General features: G+C 63.6%; 18 protein-coding genes. 4 read left to right on the top strand and 14 right to left on the bottom strand.

Annotation, left to right across the window (positions count from 1 at the left end):
* Window positions 1–30 precede the first annotated feature (30 nt).
* Complete coding sequence (groES, locus tag PVU19_RS05485) at window positions 31–342, bottom strand: co-chaperone GroES (protein ID WP_050660995.1); 312 nt, start codon at window positions 340–342, stop codon at window positions 31–33.
* Between the two features lie 692 nt (window positions 343–1,034).
* Between groES and PVU19_RS05480 the strand changes: the two genes are divergently transcribed.
* Window positions 1,035–1,955 carry a manganese-dependent inorganic pyrophosphatase gene (locus tag PVU19_RS05480; protein ID WP_050660994.1) on the top strand — a complete coding sequence of 307 codons (921 nt, stop codon included), beginning with the start codon at window positions 1,035–1,037 and terminating at the stop codon, window positions 1,953–1,955.
* Window positions 1,956–2,059: 104 nt separating this feature from the next.
* Here PVU19_RS05480 and ccrA read toward each other — a convergent pair whose 3' ends face one another.
* Window positions 2,060–3,349 carry a crotonyl-CoA carboxylase/reductase gene (gene ccrA, locus PVU19_RS05475; protein ID WP_050660993.1) on the bottom strand — a complete coding sequence of 430 codons (1,290 nt, stop codon included), beginning with the start codon at window positions 3,347–3,349 and terminating at the stop codon, window positions 2,060–2,062.
* 136 nt (window positions 3,350–3,485) lie between these two features.
* Window positions 3,486–4,856, bottom strand: a complete 1,371-nt coding sequence (locus PVU19_RS05470) for a 1-acyl-sn-glycerol-3-phosphate acyltransferase (RefSeq protein ID WP_050660992.1) — start codon at window positions 4,854–4,856, stop codon at window positions 3,486–3,488.
* Window positions 4,857–5,116: 260 nt separating this feature from the next.
* Here PVU19_RS05470 and PVU19_RS05465 point away from each other — a divergent pair, with 260 nt between their 5' ends.
* A complete protein-coding gene (locus tag PVU19_RS05465) occupies window positions 5,117–7,084 on the top strand; it encodes a protein meaA (RefSeq protein WP_050660991.1) in 1,968 nt (655 codons plus the stop codon).
* A gap of 19 nt (window positions 7,085–7,103) precedes the next feature.
* Here the strand turns inward: PVU19_RS05465 and PVU19_RS05460 are convergent, their stop codons facing one another.
* Window positions 7,104–7,496, bottom strand: a complete 393-nt coding sequence (locus tag PVU19_RS05460) for a DUF4168 domain-containing protein (protein ID WP_050660990.1) — start codon at window positions 7,494–7,496, stop codon at window positions 7,104–7,106.
* A 188-nt stretch (window positions 7,497–7,684) separates the two neighbouring features.
* Between PVU19_RS05460 and PVU19_RS05455 the strand changes: the two genes are divergently transcribed.
* Window positions 7,685–8,125, top strand: coding sequence for a GNAT family N-acetyltransferase (locus PVU19_RS05455; RefSeq protein WP_050660989.1), 441 nt, complete (start codon window positions 7,685–7,687; stop codon window positions 8,123–8,125).
* A 40-nt stretch (window positions 8,126–8,165) separates the two neighbouring features.
* Here PVU19_RS05455 and PVU19_RS05450 read toward each other — a convergent pair whose 3' ends face one another.
* The 10 genes from PVU19_RS05450 to PVU19_RS05405 all read right to left on the bottom strand — a co-directional run bounded on the left by PVU19_RS05450 (window position 8,166) and on the right by PVU19_RS05405 (window position 17,431).
* Complete coding sequence (locus tag PVU19_RS05450; RefSeq protein ID WP_050660988.1) at window positions 8,166–8,516, bottom strand: RidA family protein; 351 nt, start codon at window positions 8,514–8,516, stop codon at window positions 8,166–8,168.
* A gap of 21 nt (window positions 8,517–8,537) precedes the next feature.
* A complete protein-coding gene (locus tag PVU19_RS05445; RefSeq protein WP_050660987.1) occupies window positions 8,538–9,632 on the bottom strand; it encodes an NAD(P)/FAD-dependent oxidoreductase in 1,095 nt (364 codons plus the stop codon).
* Entirely contained in the window at window positions 9,629–10,657 is a 1,029-nt protein-coding gene (locus tag PVU19_RS05440) for a histone deacetylase family protein (protein WP_050660986.1), read from the bottom strand. The genes PVU19_RS05445 and PVU19_RS05440 overlap by 4 nt, the downstream gene beginning before the upstream one ends.
* Complete coding sequence (locus PVU19_RS05435; RefSeq protein WP_050660985.1) at window positions 10,654–11,136, bottom strand: GNAT family N-acetyltransferase; 483 nt, start codon at window positions 11,134–11,136, stop codon at window positions 10,654–10,656. The genes PVU19_RS05440 and PVU19_RS05435 overlap by 4 nt, the downstream gene beginning before the upstream one ends.
* Window positions 11,137–11,139: 3 nt before the next feature.
* Window positions 11,140–12,066, bottom strand: coding sequence for a 3,5-dioxohexanoate:acetyl-CoA acetone transferase (gene kce, locus PVU19_RS05430; protein WP_050660984.1), 927 nt, complete (start codon window positions 12,064–12,066; stop codon window positions 11,140–11,142).
* The gene (locus tag PVU19_RS05425) at window positions 12,066–13,418 is read right to left on the bottom strand and encodes an aminotransferase family protein (protein WP_050660983.1); all 1,353 of its coding nucleotides are present in this window, start codon (window positions 13,416–13,418) and stop codon (window positions 12,066–12,068) included. The genes kce and PVU19_RS05425 overlap by 1 nt, the downstream gene beginning before the upstream one ends.
* Before the next feature lie 4 nt (window positions 13,419–13,422).
* Complete coding sequence (locus PVU19_RS05420) at window positions 13,423–14,493, bottom strand: ABC transporter ATP-binding protein (protein ID WP_050660982.1); 1,071 nt, start codon at window positions 14,491–14,493, stop codon at window positions 13,423–13,425.
* A gap of 108 nt (window positions 14,494–14,601) precedes the next feature.
* A complete protein-coding gene (locus tag PVU19_RS05415; RefSeq protein ID WP_050660981.1) occupies window positions 14,602–15,744 on the bottom strand; it encodes an ABC transporter substrate-binding protein in 1,143 nt (380 codons plus the stop codon).
* A 35-nt stretch (window positions 15,745–15,779) separates the two neighbouring features.
* Window positions 15,780–16,565 (bottom strand): ABC transporter permease, encoded by a 786-nt coding sequence (locus tag PVU19_RS05410; protein WP_050660980.1) that lies wholly within the window; start codon window positions 16,563–16,565, stop codon window positions 15,780–15,782.
* A complete protein-coding gene (locus tag PVU19_RS05405) occupies window positions 16,565–17,431 on the bottom strand; it encodes an ABC transporter permease (protein WP_050660979.1) in 867 nt (288 codons plus the stop codon). The genes PVU19_RS05410 and PVU19_RS05405 overlap by 1 nt, the downstream gene beginning before the upstream one ends.
* 109 nt (window positions 17,432–17,540) lie before the next feature.
* Between PVU19_RS05405 and PVU19_RS05400 the strand changes: the two genes are divergently transcribed.
* On the top strand, window positions 17,541–18,500 hold the full coding sequence (locus tag PVU19_RS05400) for a LysR family transcriptional regulator (RefSeq protein WP_050661149.1): 960 nt from the start codon (window positions 17,541–17,543) through the stop codon (window positions 18,498–18,500).
* The last annotated feature ends 37 nt before the right edge of the window (window positions 18,501–18,537 follow it).

Here is an 18,537-nt window from a genome sequence, read left to right as displayed (position 1 = left end):
ATGGGTTCCGGGTCAGACGAAGCGCGGCGTTCAGGCGGCCTTGGCAGCCTGATCGGCGTCGATGATGCCCAGAATGTCGCTTTCCTTCATGATCAGCAGCTCTTCGCCGTCGATCGTGACCTCGGTGCCCGACCATTTGCCGAACAGAATGGTGTCACCGGCCTTCACGGCCATCTCGATCAATTCGCCATTGTCCTTGCGCGCGCCGTCACCGACGGACACCACCTGGCCCTGCTGGGGCTTTTCCTTGGCGGTCTCGGGGATGATCAGGCCCCCGGCGGTTTTCTCTTCGCTTTCAACGCGGCGGACAAGCACGCGGTCATGCAGCGGTTTAAATGCCATCTCTGAGGCTCCTTGGCTCAAAGTTACTCCCTATTGATCCCTACTCGGGGATCGTTAGCACTCCCCTCGGGCGAGTGCTAACGAGAGATAGCTAGGCAGTGCGCCTCCCCGAGTCAACACCCTTGGTCGCGAAAATCGTCGGTGTCGGATCAGGGCTGCCGGGTCGGCCTGATGCCGAACCGATGTCAAGGTCGGGATTCGACTTGAAGCGGTCATTGAATGACCCGTAGAAGGTGCCGCGTGATCGCAGGGCCGGGGACTGGCGATGCGCCGTTTGTGGCGGGTACTTTATCCCAGCCAAGTCATTCTAAACTCAACACGTTGCGCACCCTATCAAATCGCCAGGCCGCGGGACGGCGTCATGCCGGAGGCATGCCTCTGGTATGACGATCGCGCAGCACCTTCGGTGCGTTTCGCGCGGACAGGCTTCAACGCCCGCTCCAGGCCAGAACTGTCCCGCCCCATCTGTTGTGATCGTCTCCCCTGTGCCTCCCCTCCCCGGTCATCCTCTGGCTTGACCAGAGGATCTCTTGGCCGAGAGACCCTCGGATCACGTCCGAGGGCGACGATGCGAGAGGCGGGCACCGGAATCGCCCCCCTCTTTGCCGCAGTGCAGCATTGCCGGGTGACAAACCCCGCGCACCTCCCTATAAAGCGCGCCGAAGCATTCACGATCACTGAGGACACGCATCATGACCACTCTTGTTTTCGGCCACAAATCCCCCGACACCGATTCCACCGGATCGCCGATCCTCTGGGCGTGGTATCTCAACGAGGTGAAGGGCGGCGACGCCGAAGCCGTCCTGCTGGGCGAGCCCAATACCGAAGCCGCCTTCCTGCTGAGCAAATGGGACCTGCCCAAGCCGCGCATCATCTCTGATGTTGAGGATGGTCAGGCCTGCGTCGTGGTCGACACCAACAACCCGGCTGAACTGCCCGCCAACATCAACGGCGCTGACGTGCAGGCGATCATCGACCATCACAAGCTGGTCGGCGGGCTGGAAACCAAAGGCCCGATCGACATCACCGTGCGCCCGCTCGCGTGCACCGCGACGATCATGGTCGACCTGATGGGCGACGACGCCGCGAAGATGCCCGATTGGGCCAAGGGCGCCGCACTCACCTGCATCCTTTCGGACACGCTCGAATTCCGCTCGCCCACCACGACCGACCATGACCGCGCCGTGGCCGAGAGCCTCGCCTCCGATCTGGGCATCTCGATCCCCGACTACGCCGCCGAGATGTTCGCCGCGAAATCCGACGTGTCGGCCTTTTCCGACGCCGAACTGCTGCGCATGGATTCCAAGGAATACGAAGTCGGCGGCAAGAAATTCCGCGTCAGCGTTCTGGAAACCACCGCCCCCGCCACCGTGCTCGACCGCAAGACGAGCCTGATGGACAGCATGACCACCGTCGCCGCCGAGGATGGTGTCGATCAGGTGCTCCTGTTCGTGGTGGACATCCTGAATGAAGAGGCGACGCTGCTGGTGCCGAACGATCTGGTCAAGGCGCTCGCCGAGAAAAGCTTTGGCGCGAGCGTGGCGGGCGACGCCGTGGTCCTGCCCGGCGTGATGTCCCGCAAAAAGCAGATCATCCCCAATCTCGCGCTCTGATATCGCACCGACGCGATACCGACAGAATACCGACGCGATACAGACATGAAAAAAGGCCCGCGGTGGACACCTCCCGCGGGCCTCTCTGTATCCGGTGCGCGGGCTTAGCCCCGACCGGCCTCGATCACATCCTCGACCGTGCGCAGCCCAGTGCGCGGAGCCTGAACCAGCACCGCCATGTTGCCCGGCTTGTGTTCGTTGTTCAGCATCTTGGTATGTGCCTGCGGAATCTCGTCCCACGGGAAAACCTCGGACATGCAAGGGTCCAGACGGCGCTCCACCATCAGCTTGTTGGCCGCCGCCGCCTGCTTGAGATGGGCGAAATGGCTGCCCTGCAGGCGCTTCTGATGCATCCACATATAGCGCACGTCGAAGGTGCAGTTGAACCCGCTGGTCCCCGCACAGATCACCACCATGCCGCCCTTCTTGCACACCAGAGACGAGACCGGAAAGGTCGCCTCGCCGGGATGCTCGAACACCATGTCAACGCTGACGCCTTTTCCGGTTATGTCCCAGATTGCCTTACCAAATTTCCGCGCTTCCTTGAGCCATTCGTTATATTCCGGCGTGTTCACCGTGGGCAGTTGTCCCCAGCAGTTGAACTCCTTGCGGTTGATGACACCCTTGGCCCCCTGATCGAGAACGAACTGCCGCTTGCTCTCGTCCGAGATGACGCCGATGGCGTTCGCGCCCGCCGTGTTCGCCAACTGGATCGCGTAAGACCCCAGACCACCCGACGCCCCCCAGACCAGCACATTCTGCCCCGGCTTGAGATCATGCGGCGCGTGACCAAAGAGCATCCGGTAGGCGGTGGCGAGCGTCAGCGTGTAGCAGGCACTTTCCTCCCACGTCAGATGCTTGGGGCGCGGCATGAGCTGCTGCGCCTGCACGCGGGTGAACTGCGAGAACGATCCGTCCGGCGTCTCGTAGCCCCAGATCCGCTGCGTGGGCGAGAACATCGGATCGCCGCCGTTGCACTCCTCATCATCACCATCGTCTTGATTACAATGGATAACCACCTCGTCGCCGACCTTCCAGCGCTTGACCTTCTCGCCCACTTTCCAGACGATCCCCGCCGCGTCGGACCCGGCGATATGATAGTCCGCGCCGTGCCCGTCGAACGGGCTGATCGGCTGGCCGAGACCGGCCCAGACGCCGTTATAGTTGACGCCCGCCGCCATCACCAGAACCAGCACCTCGTGGCTGTCGATCTCCCATGTATCGACCACCTCCTGCTGGAACGATGTTTCCGGCTCGCCATGCCGCTCGCGGCGGATTGCCCATGCATACATATGCTTGGGCACATAGCCGAGCGGGGGCATTTCGCCGACCTCGTAAAGGTCTTTTTCAGGTGCGTCATAGGGCGCGATGCCCGTCTCGTTGTCCAAAGCCATGCTAGCCTCCTGTGAACGCGTGCCGCAGTGCAGAATCGCGGCGCTCTGACCTTGGGATACTGATGGATCGGTAATATTGCAATAGCTTTGGGTCTATTTTTGTAATTATATGACCGAGCAATTGCAGCAAAATCGCTCAATCCCCGCTGCACCCGCGAAAAAGATGGGCGATTGAGGACGCATAATACGTCAGCAGCGGGCGCTCGGTCTCGTTGACGACGAACGCCCCGTGATGCTCCTCGATCATGCCACGCTTGCGCAGAACCGTGATCCCGAACCGGATCGCGTATTCCAGATCGTCGCGCGGCAGGTGCAGATGGGCGCGCGGCGCCGCCTCCAAAATCTCCGCCACGCGGGCATCCAGCGCCTCGCGGCTCAGCGGTGCATCGGCCAGCACCAGCGCGCGCGCCACCAGGGGCACCGGCAGCACCGGCACCTCGGCTCCGATCCTGGCCATCAGCGCCCGCGCCAGCCCCTCAACGCCCCCTTCCGGGTGATCCACCTGATAGGACCGCAGTGACATCGGCGCGCCGAAACTGACCGCGGCGTAGCCGTGCCGGTGGTATTTGCCCCGCAGCTTGAGCCAGCCCTGATTCACGATGAACTGCGCCACCACGCTGATCCGCGCCGGAAAGCGCCGTCCGCCCGCCTGATCTGCGGCGACCAGCAGCCGATCCTCGAACACCCGGTCATAGTTCAGCGCCACGGGCACAAAGACCACGTCGCGCCCGCCCGCCTCACGCTCCTCGACAAGGTATTTCAGCAGGCCAAGGCGCGGTTCCTGCAAGCCGCCATTCAGGCTCAGCCCGCCCTCGGGGAACATCGCCTGCGTGACGCCACCATCGGTGGCCATGCCGACATAGCGCGCCAGAACACGGCGATAGAGCGCGCCGCGCGACTTGCGACGGATGAAATAGGCCCCCATCGCCTTGATCAGCCGGCTGAGCGGCCAGACCCGCGCCCATTCCCCCACGGCATAGGACAGCGCCGAGCGTTCGGCGGCCAGCCACGTCACCAGCACGTAATCCATGTTGGAGCGGTGGTTCATCACGAACACCACCGTCGCATCGCGGTCGATCCCGCTCAGCGTCTCGTCGAAATGCCCCAGCCGCACCCGGTAGAGCGCGCGGCTCAGCCATTTCGCCAGCTTTATGGCGATGCCGAAATAGGCGGTGGCGGAAAAACTCGGCACGATCTCGCGCGCATAGCCCTTGGCCTTCTCGAAGGCGACATTCTCGGGGATGCCTTCCTTGCGGGCATGTTCGGCGATGGCGCGGCTGACCTCAGGGTCGTAGATCAGCCGCTGGATCATGTCATAGCGCCGCGCCAGCTTGAACGGCTCGATGGGCCGCTCCAGCCTCTCGTTGAGCCGGGCAACGGCGCGCTCCATCCGGCGGCGAACAAACCAGCGGACGGAGGGGAAGAGGAAATGCGACGCAAAGGTCACGCCCGCGAAGGCGATCAACAAGAGCAGCGCCCAAAGGGGCATGTCGACCGTTTGTGTCATTGCACCAGATAAGCAGGGAACGCGGGGGCGGTAAATGGGGGCCGCATTATCCTATTGGTGTTGGGCGTCATCCTCTGGCTTGACCAGAGGATCTCTTGGCTGGCAGATCCTCGGATCAAGCCAGAGGATGACGGGAGAAAGCCCGAAGACGCCGGACCGGCGCATATGCCGCGATGCAGCGAATTGACAGCGCCAGTTTGTTGCCATTACATTGCGCGGAACGTAAGAAAATTGCGCAACCTGATTCACGAGGCCCGTACATGTCGCAGACGCAGAAAGATCGCCCCTGGTTAATCCGCACCTATGCGGGCCATTCGACGGCGCAGGCCTCGAACGCGCTCTATCGCTCGAACCTCGCGCGCGGGCAGACCGGGCTCTCGGTGGCCTTCGATCTGCCGACGCAAACGGGCTATGACAGCGATCACGTGCTCGCCAAGGGTGAGGTCGGCAAGGTCGGCGTGCCGGTCTGCCACCTGGGCGACATGCGCGCGCTCTTCAATCAGATCCCGCTTGATCAGATGAACACCTCGATGACGATCAACGCCACAGCACCTTGGTTGTTGTCGCTCTATATCGCTGTGGCCGAGGAGCAGGGCGCAGACACCACTGCCCTGCAAGGCACGGTGCAGAACGATCTGATCAAGGAGTATCTGTCGCGTGGCACATACATTTGCCCGCCCAAGCCGAGCCTGCGGATGATCGGCGACGTGGCCGAATATTGCTACAAGCACGTGCCCAAATGGAACCCGATGAATGTCTGTTCCTACCACCTGCAAGAGGCCGGGGCGACGCCGGAGCAGGAACTGGCCTTTGCGCTGGCCACCGCCGTGGCGGTGCTGGACGAGTTGCAGCCGCGCGTGCCGGAGGAGGATTTCCCGATCCTCGCCGGGAGGATTTCGTTCTTCGTCAACGCAGGCATCCGCTTTGTCACCGAGATGTGCAAGATGCGCGCCTTCGTCGATCTCTGGGACGAGATTTTGCAGGAGCGTTACGGCGTCGAAGACCCCAAGTTCCGCCGCTTCCGCTATGGCGTGCAGGTCAATTCCCTCGGCCTGACCGAGCAGCAACCCGAGAACAACGTCTACCGTATCCTGATCGAGATGCTGGCAGTGACGCTGTCGAAAAAGGCCCGCGCGCGGGCGGTCCAGCTACCGGCCTGGAACGAGGCGCTTGGCCTGCCGCGCCCCTGGGATCAGCAATGGTCGATGCGGATGCAGCAGATCCTCGCCTATGAGACGGACCTCTTGGAATTCGACGATCTCTTCGAGGGCAACCCGGCGGTGGATGCCAAGGTCGAGGCGCTGAAAGACGGCGCGCGGCATGAATTGGCCAACCTGGACAGCATGGGCGGCGCGGTCTCGGCCATCGAATACATGAAATCGCGGCTCGTGGACAGCAACGCCGAACGCCTCGGCCGGATCGAGCGCAATGAGACCGTGGTCGTCGGCGTGAACAAGTGGCAGGAGGGCGAGCCCTCGCCGCTGCAGACCGAGGATGGTGGCATCATGGTGGTCGATGCGGCCGTCGAGACCGATCAGATCGGGCGGCTGGAAGAGTGGCGGCGCGCGCGCGACGCGGGGGCCGTAAAAAAGGCGCTCGCCGATCTGCGTGCGGCGGCAGAGGCCGACGAGAACATCATGCCCGCCTCCATCGCGGCAGCCAAGGCAGGTGTCACCACCGGCGAATGGGCCGAACAGATGCGCGCCATTCACGGGGAGTATCGCGGCCCCACCGGCGTCTCGCGCAGCCCTTCGAACATGACCGAGGGGCTGGATGAGATCCGCGATGCGGTGGATGCGGTCAGCGACAGCCTCGGGCGGCGTCTGAAATTCCTCGTCGGCAAGCCGGGGCTCGACGGTCATTCCAACGGGGCCGAACAGATCGCCTTCCGCGCCCGCGATTGCGGCATGGATATCGGCTATGAGGGCATCCGTCTGACGCCGGAACAGATCGTCACCGCCGCACAGGACGAGGGCGCGCATGTGGTCGGCCTGTCGATCCTGTCAGGATCGCACATGCCCCTGATGGAGGACCTGATGGAACGGATGCGCAATGCGGGCCTCGGGCATGTGCCGGTGATCGTCGGCGGCATCATCCCCGAGGACGATGCGCGCCGCCTGCGCGAAATGGGCGTGGCGCGGGTCTATACGCCGAAGGATTTCGAGCTGAACACCATCATGATGGATATCGTGACGCTCGCCGATCCGCGCGCGGTGGCGGCGGAGTGATCCGCCGCCCCGATGCCGATTACTCTTCGCGCAATTCGGAGATGCGAGCGATGATGCGCTGATTGAGCGCGTCGCTTTCGCCGGCAGCATTCGCAATGGCGACGTAGCTGTCCACGTCCATATTCTCGACCTCGCCCACGGCGGAGAAGGCGGCCTCATTGGCCTCCTCGACGAGTTCCTTCTGGGCTGCCTCGTCCTCGGCGGCCTCGATCAGGGGCGTGTATTCGTCGCGCACCTCTTCGACCGCGAGAATGGCATCGACAAAGGCCTCAACTTGGCCGTCGGTGACATCCTCGGCGGCGATTTCGGCGGGTTGCGGCAGGCTTTGCTCGGTCTCCTGCGCGGCGAGCGGGGTGGCAAGAGCGAGCGCCGTGGCGCTGAGCAGCGTCGCGAGTTTGGTTGTGAAGGTCAAATCAGTCTCCTGTTGCGTGGTCTGACGTCCCGCGCAGGCCGCGCGGAATGCCCGGTAGAGGTGGGGGAACGATGAACGGGTGACAACCCGATCGGCGGAAAAATGCCGGGGCGCGGCGAGAATTCAGTCTGGTCTCTGCCCTGCGGTTGGCGCAGGCTACGCAACAAGACCTGAACCGGAGATATGCCATGACCCTGCAGATCCGCCCTGTCGAAACCGGGGACAAACCCGCATGGGTGCCACTCTGGCGCGACTATCTGGCGTTCTACGAAACCACCCTGCCAGATACGGTCTATGACGTGACCTTCGCGCGCCTGACCTCGGCGGCGCATCCTGATCAGAACGGTCTGATCGCACTGCGGAACGGGCGCGCGGTGGGGGTGGTGCATTACATCTACCATCCGCACAACTGGCGCGAGGAGAAGGTGTGTTACCTGCAGGATCTCTTTGCCGCCCCGGCAGCGCGCGGCACAGGCGTGGGGCGGGCGCTGATAGAGGCGGTCTATGCCCGCGCCGATGCCGATGGCTGTCCGTCGGTCTATTGGCTGACGCAGGACTTCAACGCGCAGGCACGCAAGCTCTATGACCGGATCGGAACGCTAACGCCGTTCATCAAGTACATCCGTTAGTCTGTATACTTGCAATCGGTGGCGAGCCTGACAGTCCTGCTTACCCTTGCGCCGCCGTCACGATCAGTTCCACCTTATACTCGGGCGTGGCCAGTTTTGCCTCGCCACAGGCGCGGGCGGGAGCGTGGCCTTCGGGCACCCAGGCATCCCAGACACTGTTCATCTCGGCGAAATCAGCCATGTCGGCCAGCCAGATCACACATTGCAGGATGCGCGTGGCGTCTGACCCGGCCTCGGCCAGCAGTGTCTCGACCTTCTCCAGGCAGGTGCGGGTCTGATCCGCGACGCTGTCGCCCGGATTACCCACCTGACCGGCCAGATAGACGGTGCCGTTATGGGTGACGATTTGGCTCATGCGCTGGCCGGTGTGGTGACGGGTGATCTCGGTCATGGGCGGGTCCTTTCGGTTGGATCAACAAAAACGGTCGGGGGCGAGCGCGGCGCGGGTGGCCGCGTCGAGCACGGGTGCGCCGCCAGTCAGCAGCGCGGCGCTGAACTGCGATAGCGCGGGCGCGGTCTGAACGCCATAGCCGCCCTGCCCCGCCAGCCAGAAAAAGCCGGTACTGCGCGGATCGAACCCCGCCACCGGTGTGCGGTCGGACGCGAAGGTGCGCAGGCCTGCCCAGCTATGTTCCAGCCGCGTCACCTCATGCGTCACCGCCTGCTCGAACCGGTGCAGCCCCTCGGCAAGCACCATGTCCTCGGGCCAGGCATCATGCGGATCGACCGGGTCTTCGTCGGCGGGCGAGACCATCAGCTTGCCCGCCTCCGGCTTGGCGTACCACGTCTCGGCGATGGAGCCGAAGATCGGCCAATGCTCGGTATCTTGTCCCTCGGGCGCCGGGATGATCGCGGCGGAGCGGCGATAGGGTTGCAGACCGAAGCGCGGCAGACCGGCCATCGCCGCGATCTCATCGGCCCATGCCCCGGCGGCGTTGACGATGGTAGGCGCGGTGAAGGTACCGTGTGCCGTCTCGACATGCCATTGCCCGGCCTCATGGCGCAGCGCCTGCACCTGCGCGCCGGTGACGATCTGCCCCCCGCGCCCCCGCAGCATCCTTGCATAGCCCTGCAACAACAGATCCACGTCGATGCCGCGCGCGTCGCGTTCGATCAACGCGCCCGCAATACGCTCAGGGCGCAGGATGGGGACGATCTCAGCGGCCTCCTTTCCGGTCAGTCGCTCGACCCCCACGGCCCCGTCGAGATAGGCGTCGAGCACCGGCAGTTCCTCTTCCGAGGCGACCATCAACTCGCCCCGGGGGCTGAGGATCGGCTTGTCACTGATCTCTCTCGGCTGCTCGAAAATCGGTTCGGCCACGGCGTTTAGCGCGCGCAGCGTGGCGTTGCCATAGTTGCGGATGAAGATCGCCGCAGAGCGGCCCGTCGCGTGATAGCCGATCTGAGGCTCGCTCTCCAGCACCGAAACGCGTGCCCCGGCGCGGGCACACTCCGCGGCCGCACTGACCCCTGCGATGCCGCCGCCGATGACTATTATATCGCTCATGGCCGCGCCCCCTCGAACCCGGTGAGCGTGGCGGTGAGGTTCTGGCCCAACTCCTCGCAGAGATAGCCCCCCTCCTGCACGAACAGCGTGGGCAACCCGAGGCCCGCAATGGCCGCACCGATGCGCCCGAAGCCCGGCGTGGTGATGGCCAACCCCTTAAACGGATCGCCCTCATAGGCGTCGAGGCCGAGGGCGACCACCACCGCGTCAGCCCCGAAATTCACGATCCTTTCCAGCGCGCGATCCAGCACCTTCAGATAGTCGTCATCGCCGGTCTTGCGCGGCAGCGGCAGGTTGAGGTTGTAGCCCATCCCACGCCTCTCGCCGCGCTCGCACGCATGGCCCCAGAAGAACGGGTAGAACCGTTCCGGGTCGGCATGGATCGACACGGTCAGCACATCATCGCGGTCGTAGAAGATGCCCTGCGTGCCGTTGCCGTGATGCACATCCACGTCAAGGATCGCCGTGCGCCGTCCTGCCATACGCAGGCGTTCGGCGGCGATGGCGGCATTGTTGAGAAAGCAAAAGCCGCCCGCCAGATCGCCAAAGGCATGATGCCCCGGCGGGCGGCAAAGGGCGTAGGCGGCGCGCTCGCCTGCCGCGACAAGATCGGCCCCGGTGACGGCGCTCTGCGCCGACCAATAGGCGGCCTCCCACGTGCCTGCGCCAATGGGACAGGCGGTATCCGCCTGATGATAGCCCGCCTGCCCCACGGCGGATTTGGGGTAACCGTCGCCGCGCGTGGCGGGGTGGATGTTGGGGATCACCTCCGGCCCGCCACCCTCGATGCGCTGCCAGCGGATGTGGATATTGCGCAGAAAGGTCACATACTCCGGCGAATGAAGCGCCGCGATCGGGCCTAGCCCGGCATCCTTGGGCGCGATCATCTCGCAGCCCGCCTTGCGCGCGCCATCGGTCAGCCGCGCGATGCGCTCGGGCTGTTCGGGGCTGGGCTGAATGACGCCATTGGCCATGAAATGCTGTGGCGCGTGTTTCCACTGGCGGTCGTCGAAAATGGCCTTCATCTTCCCTCTCCCTTCAGTCTCTCAAACCCTGCCAGAGGCAGGCGCATCTTTGTCACACGGTCCTGCGGCGCAAAGCCGAGACGTTCATAGAACCGGCGTGAGGCGGTGCTGTGGCCGTAGACCGCCAGCGTCATCCATGTTGCGCCCCACTGCACCCCGGCCCGGTGCGCCACCTCGGCCAGCAGGTGCCGCCCCGTCCCCTGCCCCCGTGTCGCCGCATCGACCCAGAGGTCGGAGACATAAACCCCCGGCGCGCCCTGAGCAGTGGAAAACACCGGACTATAGAGCGCCGCACCGATCACGCCCCCCTCCACTGCCAGAAGCCCGTAAGCCGCTGGCGTATCGCCCATCAGCCCGGCGCGCAAGGCGTCGAGTCCCGCCATATGCTGATCCCCCAGATCGTGGCTGAGGGACCGCAAGGCCCGGTCCAGCAGACCCAGATCCGCCTCTGTCGTGACCGCGCGAAACTCCGTCACCATCTCTCAGATCGCCGTCCGGTCCGCACCCTTGAGGCGCAAGAGGCGGCGCGCGCCGTCCGCATCCACCACCTCGCGCCCCATCGCCTCGACAATGCCGCGCACTTTCTCCACCTGCTCGGCATTGGATCGCGCCAGCGTGCCGCGCGCAATCGTCAGGCTGTCCTCCAGCCCAACGCGCACGTGCCCGCCCATCGCCGCCGCCTGCGCCGCCATCGGCATCTGGTGGCGTCCCGCGGCCAGCACCGAGAACATGTAATCCGCACCGAACAACTTGTCGGCGATGCGCACCATGTGGCTCAGGTTTTCGGGTTCCGGCCCCATGCCGCCCAGCACGCCAAAGACGAACTGAATGAAGAACGGCGCCTCGATCAGGCCCCGGTCAGCGAAATGGCGCAGCATGTAGAGATGGCCCAGATCGTAGCATTCGAATTCGAACCGCGCGCCACGCTCCTGTCCCAGCTCCGTCAGGATGCGGGCGATGTCGCGCGGGGTGTTCTTGAACACCAGATCATCGGAGCCTTCGAGAAAGGGCTGCTCCCAGTCATGCTGCCAGTCGGTGATCCGCTCGGCCATCGGGTAAAGGGCGAAATTCATCGTGCCCATGTTGAGCGAGGCCATTTCCGGCGCGGCCTCTTTCGGGGCGGCCAGACGCTCATCAAGCGTCATCACCGCGCTGCCGCCCGTGGACAGGTTCAGCACCGCGTCGCAGCCCTGTTTGAGGCGCGGCAGGAAGGCGCGGAAATGGTCGGGATCGGCCGAGGGCCTGCCCGTCTCGGGGTCGCGCGCATGCAGGTGCAGGATCGACGCGCCCGCCTCGGCGGCCTCGACACCCGCCTTTGCGATCTCGTCGGCTGTCACCGGCAAGTGCGGCGACATCGAGGGCGTGTGGATAGAGCCGGTGAGCGCGCAGGTGATGATGATCTCGCGCATCACACCGCCTTGCCCAACGCGGGGCGGATTTCCTCTGTGAACTGCGACAGCGAGGCATCCAGCACCTCGGTGATCTCATCGAGATGCGTCTCGGTCACGATCATCGGCGGCGCGACGATGATATGATCGCCCTCCACCCCGTCGCGGGTGCGCCGCGAATAGACGATCAACCCCTTGTCATAGGCGATCTGCACAAACCGGTTGAAGGCTTGCAGGTGCTTCGGCAGCGGCGCCTTACTGCCCCGGTCGGCCATGAATTCGAACGCCGTGAGCAGCCCCTTGCCGCGCACGTCGCCGATGATGGCATAGCGCTGCATGAGACCTTCCAGCCGTTCCTTGAGTTTCACCCCCATCCGCGCCGCGTTGCCCACCAGATCCTGCCGCTCGATCTCGTCGATCACGGCCAGACCGGCGGCGCAGGCCAGCGGGTTGCCCGCATAGGTGTAGCCATGCAAGAAGCCGCCTGCATCCAGCACCGCTTCGACCAGCCGTTCATGCGCCACCATTGCCCCTAGCGGCACATAGCCCGCGGCGAAACCCTTGGACATGACGATGATATCCGGCGCCAGTCCCCAATGCTCTGAAGCGAGGAATTTTCCGGTGCGCCCCGCACCCGTCATCACCTCGTCCAAAATCAGCAGCACGCCATGTTTGCGACAGATCTCTTGCACCCGCTCCATGTAACCGCGTGGCGGCACCAGCGCGCCGGTGGACGCGCCACCAATAGGTTCCACCAGGAATGCCAGGACGCTGTCCGGGCCTTCTTCCACGATTTTTGCCTCCAGCATGTCGGCGTAATGGTGGCCCGTGGCCTCATCTTCGGGGTCGAACCCGTCAAGGTAAGCGCGCGGCGCGGGGATCTTTGGCATCGCCTGCATCAACGGCGCAAACGGTTCTGTCAGCGGCGCATAGGACGTGACGGCAAGCGCCCCTAAAGTGCAGCCATGATAGGACGGCGCCCGACTGATGATTTTCCACCGGCTGCCCTCGCCGATGGCAAGCGCGTACTGACGCGCCAGTTTCAGCGCCGATTCCACCGCCTCAGATCCACCCGAGACAAAGAACACGCGGTTGAGTCCTTCGGGGCAGAGCGCGGCGGTCTTGGCGGCGAGCTTCTCCGACGCCTCGGTCTCGAAATGCAGGCGGTAGCCAAAGGTGGATTTCTCCATCTGACGCCGCATCGCCTCAAGCACGTTCTCATTGGAATGGCCGATGTTGCAGACCATCGCGCCGGATGATCCGTCCAGATAGCGCTTGCCATCCACATCCCACATATAAACGCCGCGCGCCTGATCGAGCACCGGCTTGCGCTCGCGCCCCTGATAGAAAAGGTGAGAGGGTTTCACGTTCATTGTCTTATCCCGGAAGCGCCGCGCAATCCTGCGGCCGCAAGTGCAGATGGACCGCATCGCCAGCAGCAAAGGGGCGCTCGTCGATCATGTTGATGGCTTGCAGTTGCGCATCGCCCGCACGCACGAAATAGCGCACGGCCTGCCCCTGATAATCCACGGTTTCCACGGTGGCCGGCACCGAGATCACGCCCTCGGAGGCCTGGGTTTTCGACAGCAACAGTTTCTCGGCGCGCACCACCAGCTTGGCCGCGCCTTTGCCGGTCAGGTTCGGGGCCTTGGCGGCGGGCACTGTGACCTTGCCAAAGGTCGCATCCTCGACCACCACGCTCGCGCCATGCTCGATACATTTCGCCTCGGTGATATTGGACGCCCCGAGGAAATTGGCGACGAATTCGGAGGCGGGCGTGTTATACACCTCTTCGGGCTTGCCGACCTGTTCCACCCGCCCCTCGGACATCACCACGATCAGATCGGACATGGCGAGCGCCTCGGATTGGTCGTGGGTGACGAAAACGGTCGTCACGCCGATGCGTTCCTGAATGCGCTTCAACTCCACGCGCATATCCTCGCGCAGGTTGGCATCGAGCGCCGAAAGCGGCTCGTCCAGAAGCAGCACGTCCGGCTCGATCACGATGGCGCGGGCAAGCGCGATGCGCTGTTGCTGACCGCCCGAGAGTTCCTTGGGATAGCGGTCACCGACATTAGGCAATTGCACCAGTTCCAGCGCCGCCTGCACCTTGGCCGGGATCTCGGATTTCGGCACGTCGCGGTATTTCAGGCCGAAGGCCACGTTCTCGGCCACGGTCTTATGCGGGAAAAGCGCGTAGTTCTGAAAAACGAGGCCAAGGTTGCGCTTGTGAATGGGCACGTCGTTGACGCGTTTGCCCCCGATCAGGATTTCGCCCTCGCTCGGGTCGAGCAGCCCGGCGATCATCCGCAAATTGGTGGTCTTGCCACAGCCCGAAGGCCCCAGCAGCGTGACGAACGCCCCCTCGGGAATTTCCAGCGTGGTGCGATGAACGGCGGTGAAACTGCCGAAACGCTTGACGATGTCTTGCAGGGTGACGGCGCTCATCGCGGTCTCCTATGTTGCGAGGCCGCGCGGGGCGGCGGGCACGCAATTTCGAAATTGCGTGACCAAGGCCGTTTGAACGGCCTTGGCACTCTTTGCGAGCTGGATCGCTCAGTAGCCGCGCTGCACGCGGCTGAAGGTCTCGGACCACTCGGCCTCATTGCCGTTCCAGTAGTTGGGATCGGCGAAGGTGAGCGAGTCGAGCGTGCCGGTCGGATCATAGGCCGGCAGGGTGGGGATCTTGTCACCCAGATCGACCTTGGTGCCGTCGAGCGCGGGCGGATAGTTCTGCCCCTCGGCCACGGCGATGGAGGTCTCAGGCGCCAGCATGAAGTTCAGGAGTTCCTCGCAGGCCTCGACCGGGCTGCCCTTGAGCACGTGCAGGCATTCCTGCCAGGCAAAGCTGCCGGGCGCGTCGTAATAGCCGATATCGTGGCCCTGCTGCTGCAGCGCCGCGATGCGGCCCGACCAGCCTTCGGTCACGTAGATTTCTTCCTCGGCCAGCAGGCTCATCAACTCCGCGCCCGACGACCAATATTTCAGCGCCAGATCGCGGTGGCTGCGGATCGCGTCCCAGACGGCCTCCATATCCTGAATATTGTTGGGGTCTTGGCCCGTCTGCAACGCGCCGTACCAGATCCGTGTGCGCCATTCGCCCCAGCCGCCGATCTTGCCCTTGTAGGCCTCGTCGATCAGGATGCTGGCACCTTTCTCCTTCATCTCCTCGTCCGAGATATACTTGCGGTTATAGGCCAGCCCCGTGGTGCCATAGTCATAGGGCACCGCCGAGAGATAATCCGGCGTCACACCCCGGAACGCGCTGGTCAGCGCATCCATCACCAGCGACATGTTGGGGATGTTGTCGAGGTTCAGCTCCACCGTCAGGCCGAAATTCACGTAGCGCGCGTAATCGAACACGCCCGACAGATGCGCGATGTTGTATTCGCCCTCCTGGCTGGAGCGCACCTGCGCGAGATACTCGTCGCTGCCCGCAAAGGTGCCGTCCACCACTTCGATGCCGGTCTCCTTGGTGTAAGGCTCGAACGCATGTTCGCGGAACGCCTCGGACACGACACCGCCCCAGCCGTCGAACCGCACCTGCTTGACGTCCTGCGCATGAGCGAACTTGGCGAATGGCGTCTGCACACCATAGGCGAGACCCGCAGCCCCGATCAGCCCCAGAAAATTGCGCCGGTCCAGATCGCCATTGCGATAGCGCTCCAGCAGTCGTTCATAACGTTTGGTATTGTCCATTTTTCATATCTCCTTGTTGAGGGTTAATGCGGTTCTTAAGCGCCGCTTTTCATGGCGAGTTTGCGGGCCACCGCCGCACCGAGCAGTGGCAGGCCCACGGTCATCACGATCATCACCGTGCCAAGCGCGTTGATCTCCGGGCTGATCGAATTGCGCAGCATCGAAAAGATCTGCGTCGGCACGGTCTCCACCCCGCCCGGCTTCCAGAAGAGCGTGCCGGTGATGTCGTCGAAACTGATAGTGAAGGCAAAAAGCGCACCGGCGGCCACCGCAGGCAGCATGAGCGGCAGGGTGACCGAGAAAAATGTCTGCACCGGCGAGGCGCCGAGGCTGAGCGCCGCCTCTTCCACGTCGCGCTTGATCGACACCAGCCGCGCCTGCACCACGAGGATGACGAACGGCAGGGTAAAGATGACGTGCCCCGCCAGCAGCAAAGCGAAACTCTTGCCAAGGCCCAGCCAGTTGAGAAACAGCAAAAGCGCCACCGCCAGAACCACCTCGGGCACCAGAATGGGCGCGATCAGCAGCGTGGTGATCGTGTTGCGACCGGGGATCTTGTAGCGCACCAGCGCAAGGCTCGCGAGGATGCCCAATGTGGTCGAGATCACCGCCGTCATCAGCCCCAGCACGATCGAGGTGCGAAAGGCGCGCATCACCGCGTCGTTGTTCCACAATTCCTCGAACCAGCGCAGCGACATGCCGGTCATCGGGAAACTGCCGAACTGATTGGCGTTGAATGACAACAGCACCACCACCGCCACCGGCAGGAACATGAAACCATAGACCAGAATGGTCCAGATGCGGATCGCCTGCCAGCCCATCAGCCCAACCCCTTGGCCAGTTGCGCCATGCCGAGATAGCGGTTGTAGATGCCCACCAGCACGCCCAGCACAGCCAGCAGCAGCAGCGACAGCGCCGAGCCAAGCGGCCAGTTCAATTGCGTGATGATCGCCTCGAACACGAGGTTAGCGAACATCGCATCGGTCGGCCCGCCAAGGATCACCGGCGTGATATAGGTGCCCGCGCCCAGCACGAAGCACAGCAATCCGCCCGCCGCCAGACCGGGCAGCGACAGCGGCAGGGTCACTTGGGTGAACGCCTCCCACCGGGTCGCCCCGAGCGAGGTGGCGGCGTCTTCGAGATTGGTGTCGATCCCTTCCAGGCTGACATAGACATTCAGCACCATGAACGGCAGCAGGAAGTGCACGAGCCCGAGGATCACAGTCGCCTCGTTATAGAGCATCTGCATCGGCTCGCCGATGATCCCGAGGCTCATCAACAAGGTGTTGAGCGCGCCGGACGTGCCAAGGATATTGATCCAGCTCATCGTGCGGATGATGTAGCTGATCCAGAACGGCAGCATCAAAAGAAGCAGCAGGATCATCTTGTTGCCCTTGGACCGCGCGATGAAATAGGCCGCCGGATAACCCATCAGCCCGCAGATCACCGTGGTGATCGCTGCGATCTTCAGCGTGTTCAGCAGGATGTCGCGATAAAACCGGTCGCTCAGCGCCTTTTCCCAGTTGTCGAGAAAGAACCCCACCTGATCCGCACCCATCGCCGAGCGCAGCCAGAACGAATAGACCACGATGAACATCAGTGGGATGATCAGCAGAAAGAGCACCGCCCCAAGGGCGGGTGAAAGCAATATCCACGGCTGTCTTGCCTCGCGGGCTTCGACCGACATGCGTCTCCCTTTCCTGCGCTGCCCGTCGGATGCGGGCTTGCGACAAGGGTGCAAAGCGGTCCATCATTAATCAAATAGATAAGAGGAATTGTGACAATAGATGAAATCTATGGAAAGCCGCGACAGCCCTGAACGGATCATGCGCGAGATGGATTGGAACCTCTTGCGCACCTTCGTCGTGCTGGCGCAATCACGGTCGGTCACAGATGCCGCAAATCGGTTGCGCCTCACGCAGCCCTCGGTCTCTACCGCGTTGAAAAGACTTGAGGATCGAGTGGGCAAGCGCCTCATTCACCGCTCGCCGGGGCGGTTCGAGCTGACCGAGGCGGGCGAGGTGCTCTATCGCGAGGCGCTCGATATCCAAGGCTCGATCCTGCGCCTCTCGACCCTGATGCGCAACATGACCGACGAGGTGACGGGTCATGTGCGGGTGTCCTTGGCAAGCCACGTCATCTGCCCGCTTTTTGATCAGGTGCTGGCGGAATTCCATGCCGAGAACCCGCGTGCGACGCTCTCGATCGAGGTGCATTCCTCGGCGCAGGCGATCGAGACGGTCTCGGCGCGCTCGGCCTCCTTCGCCATCTGCCTCGTGCATCAGCGCAACCCCAAGCTGGAATATCTGCGCCTCTACCGCGAATTCTTCGGCCTCTTTTGCGGCCCGCCACATCCCCTCTTCGGCCGCCGCGACCTGACCCGCGCCGACCTCGCAGGCCAAAGCGCCGTCAGCTTCGAGACCGACCGCCTCCAGGACGCGCTCAAACCGGTGACGCTGATGCGCGCGCAGGCCGAACTGGGCGATCAGATCATCGCCACCTCCAGCCACCTGGAGGAGGTGCGGCGCATGATCATCGCGGGGCTGGGGATCGGGCCATTGCCCCTGCACGTGTCAGAGCGCGACGTGCGCGACAGCCTCTTGTGGCAGTTGCCGCCCTATGACCAGACGGCGGCGGTCGATGTTCATGTGGTCTGGAACCCGCGCGCCGTGCTCAACCGCGCGGAACAGTCCCTGCTCGACCGGCTGCACTGCAGGATCGACGACACCCCGATGGAGGCGCGCACCTATCGCTGAGTCTGCGGCAGGTTTTCGCGCAACCCGCTGCGAGATG

This window comes from Roseovarius tolerans, from assembly GCF_028885395.1.
GTDB classification, from domain to species: Bacteria; Pseudomonadota; Alphaproteobacteria; order Rhodobacterales; family Rhodobacteraceae; genus Roseovarius; species Roseovarius tolerans.
This window is presented reverse-complemented; position numbering and strand designations above follow the sequence as displayed.

Coding starts and splice junctions, on each gene's coding strand:
- groES (WP_050660995.1), bottom strand. CDS start 342: ATGGCATTTAAACCGCTGCATGACCGCGTGCTTGTCCGCCGCGTTGAA.
- PVU19_RS05480 (WP_050660994.1), top strand. CDS start 1,035: ATGACCACTCTTGTTTTCGGCCACAAATCCCCCGACACCGATTCCACC.
- ccrA (WP_050660993.1), bottom strand. CDS start 3,349: ATGGCTTTGGACAACGAGACGGGCATCGCGCCCTATGACGCACCTGAA.
- PVU19_RS05470 (WP_050660992.1), bottom strand. CDS start 4,856: ATGACACAAACGGTCGACATGCCCCTTTGGGCGCTGCTCTTGTTGATC.
- PVU19_RS05465 (WP_050660991.1), top strand. CDS start 5,117: ATGTCGCAGACGCAGAAAGATCGCCCCTGGTTAATCCGCACCTATGCG.
- PVU19_RS05455 (WP_050660989.1), top strand. CDS start 7,685: ATGACCCTGCAGATCCGCCCTGTCGAAACCGGGGACAAACCCGCATGG.
- PVU19_RS05450 (WP_050660988.1), bottom strand. CDS start 8,516: ATGACCGAGATCACCCGTCACCACACCGGCCAGCGCATGAGCCAAATC.
- PVU19_RS05445 (WP_050660987.1), bottom strand. CDS start 9,632: ATGAGCGATATAATAGTCATCGGCGGCGGCATCGCAGGGGTCAGTGCG.
- PVU19_RS05440 (WP_050660986.1), bottom strand. CDS start 10,657: ATGAAGGCCATTTTCGACGACCGCCAGTGGAAACACGCGCCACAGCAT.
- PVU19_RS05435 (WP_050660985.1), bottom strand. CDS start 11,136: ATGGTGACGGAGTTTCGCGCGGTCACGACAGAGGCGGATCTGGGTCTG.
- kce (WP_050660984.1), bottom strand. CDS start 12,066: ATGCGCGAGATCATCATCACCTGCGCGCTCACCGGCTCTATCCACACG.
- PVU19_RS05425 (WP_050660983.1), bottom strand. CDS start 13,418: ATGAACGTGAAACCCTCTCACCTTTTCTATCAGGGGCGCGAGCGCAAG.
- PVU19_RS05420 (WP_050660982.1), bottom strand. CDS start 14,493: ATGAGCGCCGTCACCCTGCAAGACATCGTCAAGCGTTTCGGCAGTTTC.
- PVU19_RS05415 (WP_050660981.1), bottom strand. CDS start 15,744: ATGGACAATACCAAACGTTATGAACGACTGCTGGAGCGCTATCGCAAT.
- PVU19_RS05410 (WP_050660980.1), bottom strand. CDS start 16,565: ATGGGCTGGCAGGCGATCCGCATCTGGACCATTCTGGTCTATGGTTTC.
- PVU19_RS05405 (WP_050660979.1), bottom strand. CDS start 17,431: ATGTCGGTCGAAGCCCGCGAGGCAAGACAGCCGTGGATATTGCTTTCA.
- PVU19_RS05400 (WP_050661149.1), top strand. CDS start 17,541: ATGGAAAGCCGCGACAGCCCTGAACGGATCATGCGCGAGATGGATTGG.